The sequence below is a fragment of the Flavobacterium yafengii genome (assembly GCF_030010375.1).
Classification (GTDB): Bacteria; Bacteroidota; Bacteroidia; order Flavobacteriales; family Flavobacteriaceae; genus Flavobacterium; species Flavobacterium yafengii.
Genome location: NZ_JASCRY010000003.1, coordinates 140,225 through 161,854 on the forward strand (window position 1 = coordinate 140,225; position 21,630 = coordinate 161,854).

Sequence of the window (21,630 nt, forward strand, 5' to 3'; positions counted from 1 at the left end):
TAATACCAAAAAGGTTCAACTTTGAAGTTGAACCTTTTTTTATGGAATGAATTTAACTCTTTTCAGATAATTAAAATTTTAATTAGATTTAGTGACTTTTGCTTGACCGTTCTCACTCACCCCACTACCGCTTCCTGCAGCACCATTTTTATTTACATAATTTGGATTACTGGTGGTTATCTGACCGTTCTTAGTTACAACTGAAACATTATTTACAATTAAAATAGACGTAATACTTCCAATACAAAAACTTCCGTCTGCATCCTGATTAGCAGTGATTATTGTACTTCCTGGGCCAATAATATTTACTGTTGTTCCACTTATTGTTGCTACTGATAGATTGCTACTCGTATAAGTAAAGACTCCGGAACTGTTACTTAAAGGTGGAACAATAGTATAATTGGTATCAAAATAAGTCTTAGTAGTATTATTAAAACTACTTATAGTTGGTGCCGAACAGCTAATAATAGTTACAGAAATTGGTTTCCTAGCACTTTCACAGTTATTTACTGTTTGCGTTACATAGTAAGTTGCCGAAGTTAAACTGGTTGAAGATAGTAAAGAAGTTCCTCCTGAACTTCCTAAATACCATTTTATATTGGTTCCTGTTGCAACCAAATCTGCAACGGTTGCTGGCGAATTAAAACTTTGATTACTAGCTGTAGGTTCTGATGGTGGTATGCAAGTAGTTCTGGAATACGAAAATCCACCACCATTCCCTCCCGCAGTCCATGAAAGTACTTTTAATTCTAAGAAAACATTCTCATTAATTAAATGGACCACATATGTTTTATTTACACTATTTGCAGCACTATAATTAACTGCTTCTTGCCAAGTTGTATAAGTTAAGTTCGTATAGTTTGTCAATAAACCCTCTGCCCATTCCGTATTTGAAGGAGAAACTCCACCAAACCTACTTTCTGCAGCAATGTTAAATAAGCCTTGATCATTTGCCCTAGTTAACTTTACAGTATTAGTCAGAACATCCTGATTCTGAACAAGAGTATAATCAGCATAATTCGCTTTACTAAAAGTTATTGTTGGCCCATTCCAAATTACGGGAGTTGTGGTTATTTTAATTGCTCCTGATGGATTACTTACTAAAATGGTGTTGTTTCCAGAAACTACAACGTAGTAATAACTAGTCCCTAAATCAGTACTTAGAGGTGTATAAGAATTGGTGGTAGCACCACTAATTAGTGTTCCGTCAGTATTGCTATTATTTAAGTTTTTGTACCATTGGTAAGTAATACTACTTCCAGTGGCTATAACGTTTAAACTATTTACTGAACTATTTTGAATTACTGTTTGATTACTATTGGAAGGCTGAGAAGTAATTTCAATACCTACACGAACATAGCCAGAAACATTGCTAGCGCAAGTGGTTGTAGCGGAAGAAATAACTGCATAGTAATATAAAGTTCCTTCTGCAGCCGTACTTGGTGTATAACTCGTATTCGTTTCCCCTGGAAGAATTGTCCCACCAGTATTTGACTTTACAGTATTGCTATACCACTGGTATGTTGCATCAGGATCGCTAGACAAAACACCAAGACTGGTAGGCGTACCTCCCAATATAACAGACTGGTTGTTGGAGCTAGGTTGAGTTGCCAATGCACAAACACTGTAGTAAAGTCCTTGTTTGTATTCAATTGTCTGGCGTGGATTGGTTAATACCGTTGGAAATAAGATTAACTCACTCACATTACCATTATAAAATACTTGTCCTCCACTAAAAGTCTGATTGGCACCAATTGCTACCGATGTCACCGCAGAAAAAGTCCCGGTGTTAAGATTTGCAGTGCCCTCAATAGTTCCATTAGAATATAAATTTATTTGCCCAGTTGTTCTATTTCTAGTCCAGGAATGTAACCTTATAGCATTATCGTTTACGGTTGTATTTCCTGCTACAGAATTATCCGACGGACCGTTTCCTGCAGTGAATTTATTATTGTAAATACCATATGCGAAGTCTGTAGTACGACCGGGCTGCTCAGAACCAAATATACCGTTCATGGTAAACCAGCTTCCAGCACCGCCACTTCTTGTATTTAAACTGGAGGCATTATAAACAAGACAACCCGTTAAATCATTATTAAATACAGTGGATGTAACTACTAAAAATTGCAATCCTGAAAAAATTACCGTTGGTAATCCATTTGATCTTTCAATAACTCCTGTAGTTACAATTTTTGGTTGATTTAAAAGTGTATTTTGAATTGCATTGTTTCCAGTCCCACTTTGGTCATACCAAATCGTCAAAAACCCATCTCCTGAACCAACAAATGATGTTAGTGAATTCGCATCTAAATTTCCATTGCTATCAAAACCGATATTTTGAGTAGTATTGTCAGTACTGCGTCTTACCTGTATGGCACTACCAACGTAAGAGCTGCTTAATTTCCTTAAACTATAAGCTCCGGCGGCAGGTGTAGCACTCGTAAGCCCTAAATTGTCCAACGTATTTTGAGAATACCCATCAAAACCAGCAACAATCAAAAAAAAGAGAACTATTTTTTTATAAAATCCCATGATATACCTGTATTGAAAGCTATTCATTAATAAAATAATCAAATTGAATTCTGTCATTTGCTGACAAGGAATAAGAACCATTATTAGCAGGAATATAAGTTAATGTAGTTTCAGTCCAGCTGTATGCTGAGTTACTAATCCGAATACCATTCACATACATTTTCACTTTACTATTAGCTGATGGAGTTTGAGATAAAGAAAAAGTCACTACAGATTCAGTGAGATTAAATTCATCGGCTATTTCCATTACTACAGCTGCTCCTGCTGAAACACTTCCATTAGCCATCAAATACTGTCCAGCAGTTCCACTTGGTATTTTGTATCCAGTAGCCGTAATTATTGCACTTGTATTTACATTGGTTACAGCGGTATAAGAACCGCTTCCATCAGAACCTAATTGAATTGTATTAGATGCAGTAACAATGGCATTAGCACCAATTGCTACAGAATTTGTAATACCATCAAAACTTACATCTGCACGATTACCAATTGCAGTATTTTGAGAACCGGTAATATTATTTAACAAACTTGAACCTCCTATGGAAACATTATCGCCACCAGATACATTTTTGGACAATGCTATATAGCCAAGTGTAGTATTTCCATTTCCACTATCATTTAATGCTAAAGTTCCTCTACCAATTCCCGTATTTGCGTAACCAGCATTAGTCTCCAAAGCTCCTAATCCAACTGCAGTATTAGAGTTTTCGTTAAATTTCCCTCTTCCTACCGTAACTCCATTAATAGTTGCATCTGAAGTGAAAATTTTAGTTCCCGCAATGGTTTGATTCGTTGTTAAATCAACAAAATTTGTACTTGTATTTGCACTCATATCGGCAATAGCACTTGTAACAAAATTCGTTGTAGCAATTTGTGTTGTAGCAGTTCCAGCTGTAGGAGTTGGAGCGAAAGGTGTTCCCGTGAATGTTGGTGATTCCAAAGGTGCTTTTGCATCTAATAATGTTTGCGTTATGGAATTCGAAGTTGCAATATTTGCATCCACATACATTTTTGTCGCTTTTTCGGTTGGGAATTTCACATCTGAATTTGAAATTAAAGTTCCATCTGTACTTTTATTTACTGCATCTTCTTTAGTCACTTCAGCAGTTGTGGCTCGATTTACTTCAGCAGTTAGGTTCGTTGTCAAAGTAGTTTCGGCTAAAGTTGCTCTTTCGCTTTCTGAAACCAAATTTGTAGCAATAGTATTTTCAGCAGTAGTTGCTCTTGAAATCTCATTGTTCAAAGCCAAAGAATTTGGAGAAGTACTCGCATCCACATACGTTTTAGTCGCTTTTTCGGTTGGAAATTTAACATCTGAATTCGAAGCAAAACTTCCATCCGTACTTTTATTTATAGCATCTTCTTTTAAATTCAATGCTAATTTTGAAGCATCGCTAATAGGTTTATTCAAATCTGTGGTATTATCCACATTCGCTAATCCTAAATTAGTTTTAGCCCCAAGAACTGTTGTTGCATTTGTACCTCCGTTTTCAATTGCTACCACTCCAGTAACATTAAAAGCCTTTATAGAAGAATACGCAAAAGGAACAGAACTGAAAGGCTGATTACTAATCTCTGTAAATGACGTACAATCTCCTGTAACATTTATACCAACTACTAAACTCTTATTAAGTGAATCCCATGAAATTTCATCAAAAGAAATGGCATATCCTGAAGTTTGAGTGCCAGTTCCTATAACAAGATTAACCATACCGTATGGATCTGTTTTAGTTTTAACAACTTCTTGATATTCGACATTTGAATATTCATCAACAAATTTAAACAACATGCAAATATCCTTGCTGGCTAGTGGCAAATTTGAATTGTTTAAGTCTGATGTTTTAACTCCATTAGGGTTTAAAATTACTGCTTGATAGGTTATCCCATTGGTTTGCGCAAAACTCTTGGCTCCTAAAAAAAATATAAAAAGTAAAATTATTTTTTTCATAATTAAATTAATTTATAGTAAAATGAATTCAAAATCCGGTTTGATTAGTATTGAATGATAACTTTTTTCGGCAGTATTAGAAATGTGTTATTTGTAAAAAATTAAAACCAATACTTAAAACCTAAAGAATTATTATGCTGTTCTTCCTTTCCTTAAATATGTGGTAGACCCTATAAATCCTGATTGAATTAAATAATCAAGACTATTTGAGGAATTATTACAACAAGGAAAAAGAGAATAACATCTAACATCATTAAATGAATACGTCAGACCCCGATAATACGAATTAATGAAAAAATTAAAAGGACTTAAATTTGATTTCCCAAATTTAGTTTCACAAACATATGGGTTAAAGTTCTTTTCTATTTTGCGGTACACTTCTTTAGAAAAAACTTGACATGTTGCGATAAGAGTAATAAATAAAAAGTATTTTTTTATCATAGTTTTATAATTTTAGTGAAGTAACTAAAGGTTGGAGTATTTATTCGGACCAGATATTCTGAGCTTGGTAATAAAGGAAGTACAATAGTCAGAATCATGTTGTCTGCTTTTTTCTTTTGTTCAAATACCAAGCGTCCGCTTAAATCAAATACGTTGATATTTATTTCTTCGGTAATGGCTTTTGAAAATTCAAAATTCACCGTTTGAACAAATGGATTAGGAAAAGTTGTTCCTTTGATAACTTCAGTTGGATTTGAAGCAATATATTTTCCCCAAAAGCTTTGTTGAAATCCCTGCATCACAACATAATTATTACTGGAAGTACCTGTTAGACTTTGTTGACCAATAGTCTGTGTTATTACTATTCCCTCTGGTAATTTTCTAGAAGTACCCTGTGAAGATAGCATTTGATGGTGTAAAACTTGTCCGTGAAAGGTGACGGTGAAAAATATAAGTAAGTACCTCATAAAGTTTATTTTAAACAATATTAAACTAAATTAATGTATTTCATCGATAAAAAATACCGTTAAACGAAAATACAAGTAATTAGTAAGAACTTTTCAGTTATTAGTAACTCTAAAAAGGTAATAATAAGAAAAGAAAAGCCTTTAATGGGTCAATAAACGAATGCTATTTTCCACTAAATAATTTTCAACAACAACTCCATTCTTAAATAGAAGTGCATTATTTTTCAGTTTTTAGTAACTAAATAATTCAGTTTTTAAAAAAATTTGTAATTTTAAACTTGTAAAAATTAAACAAAAATGCTTTCAAATTTACTTTTCATTGCAACAGGTATTATCGGTTTAATAACGACTTTTTTAATTTTTACAAATTATAAATCCAATAGAATAATGAACCTATACATCATTCTATTAATACTTATAATTTCATTCCGTTTCTTCTTATCTGGTTTAACGTATTTCATTTTCGATCCATCCTTTAGAAATACTTATTTTAAATATTCAAACATCTCATTAGTTGTTATCCCTATTTGCTATCTGTACTTTAAAAATTTGTCTGAGAATAAAAATAAAACCAATTCAAAGGAGCTATTGCATTTTATCTTTCCCGTGTCTTTTTTTCTATTTATAATTAATCGCAATCATTTCTATTTTGATTCTGAAAGGGTAGAAATGATTTTATACGGGCTATTTTTTATTTTTGCTATAGTTTATCTTATTTTATGCTTTCGAATGTTAAAGACTAAAATTTGGACCAGAAAAGGTGAAATCAAAGTAATTCAAAAGCAAAATAAATTAATTAAGAAGTGGACACTATTTTTATTTATTGCACTTGTACTTACTATATCCAGGCTTTTCATATCAATCATCATAGAAATATATTTTGATGAAAGCATTAAAGGACACAGTTATCAATGGATATCCGCAATAATTTGGTTAACCATTTTATTTAAAATATTAATTTCTCCTGAAATTCTGTATGGATATAATGTTTTACACCAAAAGATCAATGAGAATAAAAACAATAGTTTAGTTTTGAATGATATTTGGAAAATAACTCCTGATATTGAATTGAATAATAGCCAACATTTAGTTCTTAAAGAAAAAATAGATCAAAATATTATTGACTACATCAAGGAAATTGAGACCATATCGTTGAAATTTGAATTGTTTAGAAATTCAAATTTGACAATAACTGATTTAGCTAACAGCCTACAAATTCCAAAAAGCCATATTTCATATTTATTTAAATACCACTCGACAATTTCTTTTTCTGAATATAAAAAAGTAATTCGAATACACGATGCCATCAAACAAATAGAAATCAACTATTTAAAAAATAACACTTTAGATTCATTATCAAAAAAGGTTGGATTTACTTCATACAACCCGTTTTTTACAAGTTTTAAAGAAATTGCAGGCGTATCGCCATTAGAATATTATAAAATGAATAGAACAGAATTTGAGAAATAAAAAAAGGTTCAACTTTATGAGTTGAACCTTTTTTTATGAAAAATAACCAATTCTTATTTCTTATAATACTTCTTGTATTTTGGATACGAAACAGCTCCAAATAAAGTTATTCCTCCTAATGAATACCAGATCCAATTCAATGAATGCGCTTCTCCACTTGCGTACGAATGCAATCCTACCAAGTGAAAATTTACACCATAATACGTGAACAGGATAGATATAAAAGCAAACATACTCATTAAATTAAAAACCCATTTTCCGCGTAAAGAAGGCACAAATCGAGCATGAATTACAAATGCATACACCATAATACTAATTAAGGCCCAAGTCTCTTTTGGATCCCATCCCCAGTAACGTCCCCAGCTTTCATTGGCCCATTGTCCTCCTAAGAAATTTCCAATAGTCAACATAATCAAACCTATTGTTAGCGCTAACTCGTTGATATAGGTGATTTCCTGAATATTCAAATCCATTTTGGCTTTGTTTTTTTCATTGGTAAACAAAATCAATAACAACGAAACAGCTCCCAAAATCATTCCTAATGCAAATGGTCCATAGCTCGCTACAATTACCGCAACGTGAATCATTAACCAATACGAATTTAGAACAGGTTGTAAATTTGCAATTTCAGGATCAATCCAGTTCATGTAGGCTGCTGCCAAAATCATAGCTGTAACGAAGGCTGATGAAGCAACAGTAAGTTTTGATTTTCTATCAAAAGCAAGACCAAAAAACATGGTCGCCCAAGCTACATATATAATAGATTCATACGCATTACTCCAAGGCGCGTGACCAGAAATATACCATCTTGCGATTAATCCCAAAGTGTGTAATGCAAATAATCCAATTACAACAATGTGCATGAAATTAACTAAATAATTCAATGCCTTTCTTTCTTTGAAGATTTGTAAAATCGTGAAGAATAACATCAAAATCGACGCAAAAATGTACCAATACGGAAGTTTCTTGAAAACATCATACTTGTTATACAATACTTCAGAGGTTATTTTTTCTTCACTTGGTCTCACTTTACTACCAAATCTTTTTTGGAAACCATTCATGCTTTCCAATAACTCATCGGCAGTTTTGTAATCATTAGAAACAGAAGCATTAGCCAAAGAACCAAAATACAATGGCAATACACTTTTAGTATACGTAGCTTCCATTCCTTTCAAACCTGATTCATTCAATTCTAAGTATGAAATCCATTTATTGTTTTTATCCTCCGGAATAGGGAAAATTTTCAATATTCGTCCGCTTAGCGCAGATTCCATCAAGTTTACTTTTTTATCAGTTTCGATAAAGTCTTTTTCGAACTGATTTGGATTCGCTGATTTGAACGCTTCTTCTAAGTATTTAGAAAGCTTGTAATTTCCTTTTGCATCAAAGAAAGATACGAAAGGAGCAAATTCTGCCGCTTTATCAATTCCAATTATTTTACGAATGCTGTCGTTCCCGCTTTTGATGTAGATAATTGGAATTTCAATCCAATAACTCGCGTATTGCGTCATGGACAAAAATACCTGATCAGAATTCATTCCGTTATAAGAATCATCATGGCTTACTTTACGCAATAATTCCGAAGAAAACGTATTGATAGGTTTCATTCTACCACCCGCATCCTGAATAACTAATCTTCCAAATTTTGCAGCATGTACTTCTGGAACTTTATATTTAGTAATCAAAGCATTTAGTTCATCTTGACTCAATACTTTTTTAGTGTGATTGGCATGTGTTGCAGGCGCAGCTTCGGCTTCTGTATGAGCGTGCCCTTCATGATCTGCGTGATTGTGTTCTTGTTCTTGCGCGAAACTATTGAAACTGAACAACAAAATCAAAATCGTCAAGAGTTTAGATTTCTTCATTTTTACAACTTCTAATTTGCGTTTAATATCCGCAAAACGGGAATATTTAGTAAACATAATCGCCATCATTGCAAAATATAACATAAAATAACCGCTATACGTAATTGCAGTTCCCCAGAAATCGTGGTTTACTGATAAAATCGTTCCCTTTTCGTCAGGATCAAAACCAGATTGAAAAAAGCGATATCCGTCATGATCCAAAACATTATTCATAAATATTCTAGCATCAAAAGGTTCTTCGTCTTGAACGGTAACTTTACTCTCAAATGAAGAATAACTTTTCTCTGTTCCCGGATATTTCTGCGCAATAAAATCATTCAATTTTATCTTGAAAGGCAATACATACGCTTTACTTCCGTAGAAAAAAGTATAATCTATTTTACCAATTTTCACTGTTTTAGAATCTCCTAATTTACCTTTGGAACCTAATACTGTAACTATTTTTTCTTGACCTTCGGCAGAGATTTTTATGGATAATGCATCTTCATGGTTCTTTGCTTTAAAATCATTTTCCGATTCATAATCAATAACACCTTTTACCGCAGGATCCGGAAACACAAATCGCATTTCACCAATACTGTATAAAGAGCGCATCATCAATGGTTGTGCAGCATCCTTAGTTACTTTTCCTTCTAATTTATCCGCCATTCGCATAAAGTTTCCTTCAAAAGGCGTTTGAATCGTATAGCCACTTCCTGTAGTATTAATATTTATGGCACCGTCCGTATATTTATTTAAAGCAAATAATACATTATGAATATTTTGGACTTCGCCCTCTTGTAAAAAATGTTCGTGACGACCGCCATCTCCTGCTTCTACAATTTTTAAATATACAATTCCCTTCGGATCAGGTTTAATATATTCTTTGGCTCCCATAATAAAATTTTCATATTCTACTTCAAATGGCGTATCAGCAAACTTTTCGGAAATACTGAAATTATTATTAGTAGCTGGAGAAAGCAATACTTGTTTTTCAAAAACCCTGCGTTTCATTTCCCCTTTATATTCGCCATCTGCAAAAACAGTCAGGAACGTTTTATCTGAAAAAATTTGATTTTCAGCAGCGCCTTCGCGAATAGGCATCATGCCTTCATAACTGATGTAACGTGTTACAAAAGCACCGGCAATAATGAAGATAAAAGACAAATGGAGTAATAAAGTAGCCCATTTTTCTTTTTTTAATAACTGATAACGCTTAATATTTCCAATGAAATTAATCATGAAAAATACATGTATGGCCTCAAACCACCATGCATTATAAATTAAAATTTTTGCTGTGTCGGTATTGTACTTGCTTTCGATAAAAGTTCCTGTAGCCATGGAAACCGCATATACAATAAATAAAAAAGCCATTAATCGAGTAGAAAACAAAAAAGAAAATATTTTTTTATCCATTTTTAAGGGATTATGTTTTTATAAAAGTGCCACAAAAGTACTTAAAAATGTTGACTTCTATATTCGCACATTTGTTAATTTAATCTAAAATTAAGTAGCTTCATTTTTTGGAATAAAAGTATATTTTAATTGGAGTTACAGTTTATTAGCCAATCCAAAATTGAATAAAACTCTTAATATTTTTTTGCTAATTTTGTCCCATGACTAAAGTAATTATTATTGGTTCAGGAAATGTAGCACAACATCTGATTGCAGCATTTCAAAATTCCCAAAATCTGGGAGCTGAAATTGAATTAGTTCAAGTTTTCTCAAGACAAACAGGAAGCGTATCTCAACTACTCGATTCAAGTCAGATTACAAATGATTTAGATACTTTAGCTGAAGCAGACTTGTATATTATTGCCGTTTCTGATGATGCAATTGCCAGCATATCTTCGCAACTTCCTTTCAAAAATCGCTTGGTGGTTCATACCTCAGGAAGTGTTTCTTTGAATGCTTTGGATGACAATAACAGAAAAGGAGTTTTCTATCCCCTGCAGACTTTTACTAAAAATAAAGCAGTTGATTTCAGAACAATTCCTATCTGTTTAGAAAGCGAAAATGCAACGGATTATCAATTATTGGATAAAGTAGCTAAATCAATTTCTGATAAAATATTCGCTATCAACTCTGAACAGAGAAAAGCATTGCATGTTGCGGCAGTTTTTGTCAATAATTTCACGAATCATTTGTACCAAATAGGTCAGGAAATTTGTCAGGAGCATCAGGTTCCTTTTGAAATTTTAACTCCTTTAATTACAGAAACAGCTCAAAAAATAATGTTACTTTCGCCATCAGAAGCTCAAACCGGACCGGCTAAACGCAATGACACCGCAACAATTGAGGCACATGAGGCTTTTTTATCCAATGAAAATCACCTTAAAATTTATAAAACACTAACACAATCTATACAGCATAATGGCAAAAAGTTATAAAGAAATAATGAATGATATTACTACGTTTATATTTGACGTAGACGGCGTACTTACTGACAGTTCTGTTTTTGTAACCAATGAAGGAGAAATTCTTCGCACCATGAATATTCGTGATGGTTATGCCATGAAAGCCGCGGTAGAAAGCGGTTATAACGTTTGTATTATTTCGGGAGGAAGCAATGAAGGTGTTCGCGTTAGATTACGAAATCTGGGAATTACAGATATTCATTTGGGCACACCAAACAAAGTAGAAACATTTGATGAATATACTGATGTTTACAATATCAATCCGGAACACGTTTTGTACATGGGCGATGATATTCCGGATTATCACGTGATGAAATTAGTGGGATTACCAGCTTGTCCTCAAGATGCAAGTCCTGAAATTAAAGCTATTTCCAGATATATTTCACATAAAAATGGAGGAAAAGGAGCTGCACGAGATGTTATTGAACAAGTAATGAAAGCACAAGGAAAATGGATGGCGTATTTTGATGGGAAACATGATTAGTACTATTTTAAATGTTAAATTATAAATTTTAAATAACATCAATGTTTCCATTTTTAAAACTAATCAGATACGAGAATCTACTTATGCTTGCTTTTATGCAACTTATTTTCAGGTATGTTTTTTTTAAATTTCAGGATATTCCTTTGGCATTAGCTGATTGGCAATATGGATTATTGGTGCTATCAACTATTTTAATTGCTGCTGGAGGATATGTTATCAATAATGTTTTTGACCAAAGTACGGATACCATAAATAAACCTAACAATGTAATTGTAGGCAAAACCATTTCTGAAACCAATGCTTATAATCTATACATTGGACTTACTGTTACTGGTGTAGCCATTGGCTTTTATTTGTCAAATGTTATATCGAAACCAGGCTTTGCATCTATTTTTATTTTGATTGCAGCAACACTTTATTTGTACGCTACAAGCCTTAAACAAATGATGGTCATTGGTAATATTATCGTGGCATTGTTGCTTTCTTTTAGTGTTGTTATCATTGGGATTTTTGATTTATTTCCAACGATTCATGAAGGAAATCAACAACAAATGGGAGTTATTTTTTCTATTCTTTTAGATTACGCACTATTTACTTTCTTTCTTAATTTTATGAGGGAAATAATTAAAGATATTGAAGATGTTGATGGTGATTATAACCAAGGAATGAATACTTTGCCAATTGCAATAGGGAAATCGAGGACCGCAAAAATAGTTTTTGGACTGAGCTTTATTCCTATTATTTTTATGCTCTATTACATCAATAAATACCTACTTGAGTTAGTATTTACAACGGTATATTTATTGCTTTTTGTTGTGGGGCCATTATTTTATTTTACCGTAAAAATTTGGAGTGCAAAATCTAAAAAAGAGTTCCATACGATGAGTCAGCTGTTAAAATGGATTTTGCTATTTGGAATTCTATCTATTGTTGTTATTAGTTTAAATATAAAATACAATGCTTAAAAATAAATTAAAAAAGTACACTTTAATTCTGGCTTCGGGTTCACCAAGACGCCAGCAATTCTTCAAGGATTTAGACCTGGATTTTGAAATTCGATTAAAAGAAATTGAAGAAGTTTATCCTCCAGAATTAAAAGCCGAAGAAATTACTAATTATCTAGCTTTTTTGAAAGCCAGCGCTTTTGAAGGAGAATTAAAACCGAATGAAATTCTAGTTACCAGCGACACCATCGTTTGGCATAACAATACGGCTTTGGGTAAACCAAAAGATGAGCAAGATGCTTTTGAAATCTTGAAATCATTATCAAATACAACGCATGAAGTAATAACTTCTGTTTGTTTTAAAACCAATGAAAAAGCGGATGTAATGCACGAAGTTACCAAAGTTACTTTCAACGAATTAAGCGACGAATCGATTCGTTATTATTTAGAAAATTACAAACCTTATGATAAAGCTGGCGCTTATGGTATCCAAGAATGGATTGGTTTTATAGGTGTTTCAAAAATTGAAGGTTCGTATGCAAATGTGATGGGAATGCCTACGGACAAAGTGTACGAATATTTGAGTAAATTAGCGTAATTAAATTATGGACATGACGTTTTTTCAAGAATACACAAGAGAACTAATTGCAACCGGAATTCTGGGAATTTTGCTGATATTATTTCGTATTCTTTCAACAAAACTGGTACGACGCTACGCAAAATCAAACCAAACTCTGGAGCACAGAACCAACTTAGTGATTAAATACATTCACTTATTCATCAATATTTTGGTAGTTATTGCATTAATAATAATTTGGGGTGTTCAGACCAAAGACATTTTTATTGCACTTTCTTCTATCACAACTGTTGTGGGCGTTGCTATGTTTGCCCAATGGTCTATTTTGAGTAACATCACATCAGGTGTTATTTTGTTTTTTTCTTTTCCGTTTAAAATTGGTGATGTTATAAAAATTCATGATAAAGATTTCCCTATTGAAGCAGAGATTGAGGACATTGGTGCTTTTCATGTGTATCTGAAAACCATTGACGGAGAAAAAATTATTTATCCTAATAACCTGCTTTTGCAAAAAGGAATTTCGATACTGAAAGACCATTTTGACGATAAAGAATTCGTGGATTAATCAGGATTTTATAAAAAATTAATTGTCAATTCATTCTATTTTGCAAATCAACTGATTAAAAGTGATAATTTTACAACTATTGATGAGAAATATATAATACTTTAATTTCTTTAATTTTTCATATTTGTCAATTAGAAACATACGATTCATAATTGAATAGTAAATACGTTATTTAAAAAATAATAGAATATGAATGACATCTTAAAATTTCCGTTTTACGCCAAACTAACCCTGGTTTTATTGGGCTTAATCGCTCTAATTTTTATTTTTTATATTGGTCAAGATATTTTGGTACCAATAATGATGTCGTTTTTATTTGCTATTTTATTGTATCCCATTGTTCAGTTTTTTAAATCAAAACTCTATTTTCCACATGTTCTGGCGGTGATGCTAGCGGTAATTTTATTCGTATTGATCTTCATTGGACTTTTTGTTTTTCTGTCTTTTCAAATTAGTGATTTTGCAGCTGATTTTGATAAAATCGAAAAAAACATCAACATTCATCTCCGCAACATTCAAGGATTTGTCAGAGACAATTTTCATTTAAGTTCTTGGGAGCAGAAACAATATATTGATACCGCCACTGAAGATTCCATGGAAAAAGGAAAAGAGTTGATTGGTACTACACTAATGTCATTTACGGATACTTTAATAAATTTGACATTAATACCTATTTATACTTTTTTAATTCTTTTATATAGAACTCATTTTTTACTGTTTTTATCCAAGTTATTCAAAAAAGAGAACCATGAGCAGTTAAAAGATATATTGACAAATATAAGAGTGGCCATCAACAGTTACATCGTGGGTCTAATCATTGAGATGATTTTAGTGTCAACAATGACAACACTTGGATTTATGCTTATTGGAGTAAAATATGCTATTTTGTTGGGAATTATCACCGGAATTTTAAATCTGATTCCTTACATAGGAATACTTTTTGCAGGAGTGCTGAGTATTGTAGCTTCGCTTACCGGTTCTCCTGATTTCTCCATAATTGTTGGTGTAATCGTTATTACCATAATTGTTCAGTTAATTGATAATAACATTTTGGTTCCTTTGATTGTAAGTTCTAAAGTAGAAATAAACGCCTTTGTATCGATTATTGGAATTATCATAGGTGGCGCAATCGCAGGAGTTTCCGGTATGTTTTTAGCACTTCCTATTCTGGCAGTACTCAAAGTAATTTTTGACAGAGTTGAATCTTTAGAACCTTGGGGATATCTGATGGGAGACCATTTACCAAAAACATATACTTGGCGCAATATTAAATTACCATTGTTTGATTCTGAATCTACACCAAAGAAAACGATCATTAAAACAGATATTGTAGTTCCTGTATTTACTGAAACCACAACTGAAAACGACACTAATAAAACTACTGAATAGTTTTTAAAATAGTATATTCGACTATTCAAATTCTGAATTTTGTTAATTCGAACTGGTATTTAAAAGATTATTTCTTTTGTTTCGTTAACAATGTTTAAAATTATTTTTTTATCATGTTTAAAAAACAAAGACTGGTTCTAACTATTTTGATCTTCTGCTGCTATCAGATTTCTTTTTCTCAAGTAGACAAAAAGGAAAAAGATTCTTCAGAAGTGTACAAACAAATCCAGACTTATTCCAAAAAAAATAAATTCACCAAACTTCTTCATAAATTAGTTTTTAGACCTGTTAATGTAAAAACCAAAAAGAAAAAAGTAGTCCAAAAAAAATTCAAAAACTTTGAAGGAAAGATTATCCGGAACATCAATATTGTTACTTTAGATCCATTTGGTTATTCAGAAATTGATACTACAAAAAAACCTAGAAATTGGGCTGAGCGAACCGGAAACAGAGTTCACATTAAAACAAACAGGCTTGCCATTAGGAATTTATTGCTCATCAAAAAAAACAAACCTTTAGATTCCCTATTAGTAAAAGAATCTGAACGTTTAATACGAACACAACGCTATATCAGTCGCGTTGATGTAAGTCCGCAATTGATTAAAAACAATAAAGATTCCGTAGATATTTACATTCGGGTTTTAGATTCCTGGAGTATTATTCCTAAGGGTTCCATATCCAGTTCAGGAAGTAATTTTGAACTGAACGATCGTAATATTCTAGGTTCTGGCCATGAATTTAATAATGAATTCAGAAGCAGATTCAGTGATGGTAAAAATGCGTATCGCGTAGCGTACACTATTCCCAACTTCAAAAATACATTCATTAAAACTACTGTAAATTATCGTATTGATTTAGATGATTATTATGGTAAAAGCATCAATATTGAACGATTATTTTATTCTCCATTTACAAAATGGGCTGGCGGAATCTATTTTGACAAACAGTTTAGAAAAGATACACTTCCGGATAGTAATGCAGCATTTGCTTACCAAAATTTCAAATACAATTCGCAGGATTTATGGTTTGGTCGTGCTTTTAGGATTTTTAAAAGCAATACAGAGAGTCACAGAACAACAAATTTAGTAGTTGCTGGCCGGTTTTTGAATGTAAAATACTTGGAGAGTCCAATAATTGATTACGACCCCAATGATTTTTATTCTGATGAAAAATTTTCACTTATAGGAATTGGTATCACCTCCCGTAAGTTCGTTCAAGACAGTTACATTTTCAAGAATGGAATTATTGAAGATGTACCTATTGGAAAAATATTTGGAATAACTTCGGGTTATCAATATAAAAACAACCAAGGTCGTTACTATTTAGGAGCACAGGCAGCTTTTGGCAATTTTTATAAATGGGGATTTCTAAGTGCCAATTTTGAGTTGGGTACTTTTTTTGAAAAATCAAATACGAAACAGAATGCTTTTTCTTTTCAAGCCAATTACTTTACGAACTTGATTAGTGTTGGAAAATGGAAATTGCGACAGTTTATCAAACCACAACTAATTATTGGTTCTAATCGCGTAAACGTTATCGGCGATCAGCTTAATATTAATGAAAATTACGGTATTCAAGGATTTAATAGTGCTTATTATGGTACCGAAAAAGCAATACTGACTTTACAAACTCAAGCGTATGCGCCCTGGAATCTTTGGGGATTTCGATTGAATCCCTATTTTAACTATTCAGTTGCGATGCTGGGAAATCCTGAAAAAGGATTATTGGAAAATAAAGCATATTCTAAAATTGGGATTGGATTAATAATAAACAATGATTTTTTAGTATTTAGTTCTTTCCAGATTTCACTTTCCTATTATCCATCCATACCGGGTAATGGCGAAAATATTTTCAAAACCAACTCTTTTGAAACCACTGATTTTGGTTTTCAGGATTTTGAATTAGGCAAGCCACGTACTGTGGTTTTTAAATAACAAAGGCTACATCCAGTAATCTCTACTTGGAACAAAACCAATTTAAACCTCTAATTTTAAAAACATTACAACAGCATTCATAATCCAATAGTGTAAATTATATAATTTAATATTATAATTATATAAGATTAGATCTGTTAATATTGCTTACTTTTATAGTATAATTAAGTTAATAACTAAAACCCTAAAAGAAATGAAAAAAGTTACCTTTTATTTAATGATGATGGTATTGTCATTAAGTGTTGTTCCAACCCAAATGTTAGCTGCTGAAAAAAACCCAACTTCGGTTTCAAACAACCCAAAAGAAGTTCCTGCAGAAGTTAAAGTATTGCTTAATCGTCTTGACGAAATAAAAGCAATGGATAAATCTTCTTTGAATTCTTCAGAGAAAAAAGAATTACGTAAAGAAGTACGTGCTATTAAAGCAGAATTAAAATCTACAGGAAATGGTGTATACTTATCTGTAGGTGCAATTATAATAGTTATCCTTTTATTGATACTTTTATTGTAAATAAATTTATAACTATAGAAAAAGGAAACGAGTATTCGTTTCCTTTTTTTATGAAGTAAAATAACACAATTAAATGTTAATTATTTGACATTGGCACAATTGTTGGTTTTACCACAAAAAGATATAAAATAGTAACTTAAAATTACTTTCTATTAATTACTAATTAAAATTTTGAAAAATGAAAACATTAAAATTAATCATCGCAGGAATTATACTTTTTGCATCCGCAAATACGATGCAGGCACAAGTTTCAGTAAATGTAAATATAGGTAGTCCTCCAGCATGGGGTCCCGCTGGTTACTCAGCTGTAGATTATTATTATTTACCGGATATTCAGGCTTATTATGATATCAGAGCTACACAGTTTATTTATTTTGGTGGAGGAAAATGGATTCGTTCAAGAAACCTGCCTAATCAATACAGAAACTATAACTTATACAATGGTTATAAAGTAGTACTAAACGATTACCATGGTTCAAGACCATACAGTAACTTTAATAACCATAAAGTAAAATATTACAAAGGATACAAAGGTAAACCTCAAAAATCAATAGGTTCCAATCGTAGTAATAACAACAAAGTATACAAAAGTAATGGGAATAATGGGAATTCGAATAAAGGAAATGGAAATAAAGGTGGAAAAGGAAATAATGGCCATGGAAATGGGAATGGAAAACATTAATACTGATTTCATATAATTTATAAGGAGAGTCTCAGCAATGAGGCTCTTTTTTTTTAGCGCATTAATCCTTAATTAAATGTTAACTTTTTTGTTTTGGCACAGTTGTTGGAATTACTCAAAAAGTATCGTGTTAACGAGCTATTATAAAAAAATTATTACTAATTAAATATTTGAAAAATGAGAACATTAAAATTAATCGCCGTAGGAATTATACTTTTTGCATCAAGTACAATACATGCACAAGTCTCAGTAAGTTTAAACATAGGTACGGCTCCATCTTGGGGACCTGTAGGATATGCAGAAGCTGAATATTATTATTTACCGGATGTAGAAGCTTATTATGATGTAAGAGCCACTCAGTTCATTTATTTTGGTGGAGGAAGATGGATACGTTCAAGACATTTACCAAATCAATATAGAAACTATGATTTATATGGTGGATACAAAGTAGTATTAAACGATTATCATGGTTCAAGACCGTATAGCCACTTTAAGAATCATAAAGTAAAATATTACAGAGGATATCATGGAAGAGAACAAAGAAATATAGGGCATAACAATAACCGTAGAGTATATGTTAAACAAAGAGGGAATGACAATCATAGAAGATATGATAATGATAACCGCCGAGAATATAAAAAACAGGATAACCGAAATAACGGAAATGGACATGGAAACGGACGGGGAAATGGAAATGGTCGTGGTAACGGAAACGGACGTGATAGAGATTAATCACACGTTTATTTACAAGAGAGAGAGAGCCAAAATTGGTTTTCTCTCTCTTTTTTTATTATTAAAGAAAACCAAAAACATTTCAGAAAAAATTATTTAATTCCTACATTTGAAGTTACTGCAAATTAAATTTAAAAAAATGCAAAAAAAATACGGATCAGCTATTCTACTATTTCTTTTATGTTGCCAAATAACATTTGCGCAACAACCTCAAAAACCAAATTCTGTTGAAATTTACAATCAAATTCAAAAGCTAAATTTTTTAGGTTCTGTACTTTATATAGCAGCGCATCCAGATGATGAAAATACCCGATTAATCTCTTATTTGTCCAATGAACAAAAAGCAAGAACTGGCTATTTATCTTTGACACGCGGTGATGGTGGTCAAAACTTAATAGGTACACAATTGCGCGAATTATTGGGAGTGATACGAACACAAGAACTTATCGAAGCCCGAAAAATTGATGGAGGAGAACAGCTTTTCTCCCGTGCCAATGATTTTGGGTTTTCCAAAAATCCAACAGAAACCTTAGAAATTTGGGATAAAGAAAAAGTATTGGCTGACGTTGTTTGGGCAATCAGAAAATTTCAACCCGATGTAGTTGTCAACCGATTTGATCATCGCTCTCCAGGAACTACTCACGGTCATCACACTTCATCGGCAATGTTGAGTGTAGAAAGTTTTCAACTGGCTAACAATCCAACTATTTTTCCGGAACAATTAAAATATGTAAAACCTTGGCAAACCAAACGCCAGTTTTTCAATACGTCTTGGTGGTTTTATGGAACTATAGAAAAATTTAATGCAGCTGATAAAAAGAATTTAATTGCGCTGCAAACAGGAGTTTATTATGCCGGATTAGGAAAATCAAATCAGGAAATAGCAGCATTAAGTCGCAGCCGTCATCAATCGCAAGGTTTTGGAAGCACCGGTGCACGTGGCGAAGAAACGGAATATTTAGAGTTTATAAATGGAGATGCTTTAAAAGAAAAAAAATCTCTTTTTGAAGGAATTGATACTTCTTGGAACCGAGTAAAAGGAGGAAAAGCCATCGGAGATTTATTGTCTACTATTGCCACTGAATTCGACCATAATAATCCTTCAGCAAGCATTCCAAATTTGGCGAAAGCCTACTCCATGATGAAAGCTTTGGACGAAAATCATTGGGCACCACTGAAATCCGAAGCCATAAAAGAAATTATAGCGGCTTGTTCCGGTTTGTATCTCGAAGCCGTTGCCCAAAATCAAGAAGCAACTCCCGGAAGCACTATTAAATTGAAACTCGAAGCCATTAATAGAAGCTCTGCACCCATACAATTAATGAGTGTAACCGCTTTACCCAATCAAATTACTACACCTCAAAATCGAGATTTAAAAAACAATATTCTAAATAACATCAATTTAGATTTAAAATTACCCGAATCAATTAACTACACACAACCGTATTGGTTAAGAGAAAATGGAACCATTGGCATGTACGCCGTAAATCAGCAGCAAAACATAGGGATTCCGGATATTATTCGGGAAGCTAAAGTGGTATTTAACGTTCAAATCAACGGAATCGAAATCCCGTTTGAGCGAACGGTTGTTTATAAATACAATGATGATGTAAAAGGTGAAGTATATAATTATCTCGACATCGTTCCTGAGGTTACCACTTCAATTTTAGACAAAGTATTGCTTTTTAAAGACACAAAAATCAAGTATGTAGGTGTAAAAATCAAAGCTGGTAAAGATGCCGTAAAAGGAAATCTCCAACTTGAACTCCCTCAAAACTGGGGTGTTTCTCCAAAATCGATTCCTTTTAACATCCAAAAAAAGGGAACAGAACAAATTGTTTATTTTGAGGTAACTGCACCAAATAAATCTGATGAAGCTGTAGCCAAAAGTGTGGCGATAATTGACAATAAACGATTTGACAAAGAGCAAATTATCATTAATTATGACCACATCACAAAACAGCAAGTTTTAAAATCGGCTGAAGCCAAATGCATCAAAACAGATTTAAAAACGAATGAAGAGAGAATTGCATACATTATGGGTGCTGGAGATGAAGTTCCTAGCAGTCTGAGTCAACTAGGATACACTGTTACACTGCTTAAACCCGAAGAAATAACACCCGAGAAATTAGAAAATTTTGATGTAGTGATGACTGGTGTTCGTGCTTACAATACCGTTACAGCATTAGCAAATAAACAAACGATACTTTTTGACTTTGTAAAAGGCGGAAAAACAATGCTCGTTCAGTACAATACTGCAGGTGATCTTATAACCGAAAACATTGCACCTTATCCATTAAAACTGTCCCGCGACCGTGTAACCGAAGAAGATGCTGAAGTTCGATTTTTAGCACCAAACCATCCCGTTTTGAATTTCCCAAACAAAATTACCGCTAAAGATTTTCAAGGTTGGAAACAAGAGCAAGGATTGTATTACCCAAGCGAATACGACAAAGCCTTCACTCCTATTCTATCTTCAAATGATAAAGGGGAAAGTCCTAAAAATGGTGCTTTGCTAATTGCTCCCTACGGAAAAGGACACTATATTTATACCGGCTTAAGCTTTTTTAGAGAATTACCTGAAGGCGTTACCGGTGCGTATAAATTAATTTCCAATATCATTTCGCTGAAATCATCCGAAAAAATTCCTGTTCAAAAAATCAAGCCCTAACCCAATCTAAAATGGAAACAAA

16 protein-coding genes are annotated in these 21,630 nt (G+C 32.7%); 12 read left to right on the forward strand and 4 right to left on the reverse strand.

Annotated elements, in window-relative coordinates:
* Positions 1-78 precede the first annotated feature (78 nt).
* The 3 genes from QLS97_RS10970 to QLS97_RS10980 all read right to left on the reverse strand — a co-directional run bounded on the left by QLS97_RS10970 (position 79) and on the right by QLS97_RS10980 (position 5,388).
* A complete protein-coding gene (locus QLS97_RS10970; RefSeq protein ID WP_282716676.1) occupies positions 79-2,532 on the reverse strand; it encodes an Ig-like domain-containing protein in 2,454 nt (817 codons plus the stop codon).
* A gap of 19 nt (positions 2,533-2,551) precedes the next feature.
* A complete protein-coding gene (locus QLS97_RS10975) occupies positions 2,552-4,480 on the reverse strand; it encodes a hypothetical protein (RefSeq protein ID WP_282716678.1) in 1,929 nt (642 codons plus the stop codon).
* A gap of 437 nt (positions 4,481-4,917) precedes the next feature.
* Entirely contained in the window at positions 4,918-5,388 is a 471-nt protein-coding gene (locus QLS97_RS10980; RefSeq protein WP_282716680.1) for a T9SS type A sorting domain-containing protein, read from the reverse strand.
* Between the two features lie 729 nt (positions 5,389-6,117).
* On the opposite strand from QLS97_RS10980, the gene QLS97_RS10985 reads away from it, so the two are divergent.
* The gene (locus tag QLS97_RS10985) at positions 6,118-6,858 is read left to right on the forward strand and encodes a helix-turn-helix domain-containing protein (protein ID WP_282716682.1); all 741 of its coding nucleotides are present in this window, start codon (positions 6,118-6,120) and stop codon (positions 6,856-6,858) included.
* Between the two features lie 53 nt (positions 6,859-6,911).
* On the opposite strand, the gene QLS97_RS10990 is transcribed toward QLS97_RS10985, so the two are convergent.
* Positions 6,912-10,118 carry a cytochrome c biogenesis protein gene (locus QLS97_RS10990; RefSeq protein ID WP_282716684.1) on the reverse strand — a complete coding sequence of 1,069 codons (3,207 nt, stop codon included), beginning with the start codon at positions 10,116-10,118 and terminating at the stop codon, positions 6,912-6,914.
* Positions 10,119-10,318: 200 nt separating this feature from the next.
* On the opposite strand from QLS97_RS10990, the gene QLS97_RS10995 reads away from it, so the two are divergent.
* The 11 genes from QLS97_RS10995 (at position 10,319) to QLS97_RS11045 (ending at position 21,608) form a co-directional block, all read left to right on the forward strand.
* On the forward strand, positions 10,319-11,092 hold the full coding sequence (locus QLS97_RS10995; RefSeq protein ID WP_282716686.1) for a Rossmann-like and DUF2520 domain-containing protein: 774 nt from the start codon (positions 10,319-10,321) through the stop codon (positions 11,090-11,092).
* On the forward strand, positions 11,076-11,603 hold the full coding sequence (locus tag QLS97_RS11000; protein WP_131916118.1) for a KdsC family phosphatase: 528 nt from the start codon (positions 11,076-11,078) through the stop codon (positions 11,601-11,603). Before QLS97_RS10995 ends, QLS97_RS11000 begins: the two co-directional genes overlap by 17 nt.
* 41 nt (positions 11,604-11,644) lie before the next feature.
* Positions 11,645-12,568 carry a geranylgeranylglycerol-phosphate geranylgeranyltransferase gene (locus QLS97_RS11005; protein ID WP_282716687.1) on the forward strand — a complete coding sequence of 308 codons (924 nt, stop codon included), beginning with the start codon at positions 11,645-11,647 and terminating at the stop codon, positions 12,566-12,568.
* A complete protein-coding gene (locus QLS97_RS11010) occupies positions 12,561-13,145 on the forward strand; it encodes a Maf-like protein (protein WP_282716688.1) in 585 nt (194 codons plus the stop codon). The genes QLS97_RS11005 and QLS97_RS11010 overlap by 8 nt, the downstream gene beginning before the upstream one ends.
* A 13-nt stretch (positions 13,146-13,158) precedes the next feature.
* A complete protein-coding gene (locus QLS97_RS11015) occupies positions 13,159-13,689 on the forward strand; it encodes a mechanosensitive ion channel domain-containing protein (RefSeq protein WP_282717219.1) in 531 nt (176 codons plus the stop codon).
* 189 nt (positions 13,690-13,878) lie between these two features.
* Positions 13,879-15,078, forward strand: a complete 1,200-nt coding sequence (locus QLS97_RS11020; protein WP_282716689.1) for an AI-2E family transporter — start codon at positions 13,879-13,881, stop codon at positions 15,076-15,078.
* A gap of 113 nt (positions 15,079-15,191) precedes the next feature.
* Positions 15,192-17,012, forward strand: a complete 1,821-nt coding sequence (locus QLS97_RS11025) for a hypothetical protein (protein ID WP_282716690.1) — start codon at positions 15,192-15,194, stop codon at positions 17,010-17,012.
* A 193-nt stretch (positions 17,013-17,205) separates the two neighbouring features.
* On the forward strand, positions 17,206-17,523 hold the full coding sequence (locus QLS97_RS11030; protein WP_099715266.1) for a hypothetical protein: 318 nt from the start codon (positions 17,206-17,208) through the stop codon (positions 17,521-17,523).
* 178 nt (positions 17,524-17,701) lie between these two features.
* Positions 17,702-18,205 carry a hypothetical protein gene (locus QLS97_RS11035; protein WP_282716692.1) on the forward strand — a complete coding sequence of 168 codons (504 nt, stop codon included), beginning with the start codon at positions 17,702-17,704 and terminating at the stop codon, positions 18,203-18,205.
* 177 nt (positions 18,206-18,382) lie between these two features.
* On the forward strand, positions 18,383-18,937 hold the full coding sequence (locus tag QLS97_RS11040) for a hypothetical protein (RefSeq protein ID WP_282716694.1): 555 nt from the start codon (positions 18,383-18,385) through the stop codon (positions 18,935-18,937).
* 139 nt (positions 18,938-19,076) lie between these two features.
* The gene (locus QLS97_RS11045) at positions 19,077-21,608 is read left to right on the forward strand and encodes a PIG-L family deacetylase (protein WP_282716695.1); all 2,532 of its coding nucleotides are present in this window, start codon (positions 19,077-19,079) and stop codon (positions 21,606-21,608) included.
* The last annotated feature ends 22 nt before the right edge of the window (positions 21,609-21,630 follow it).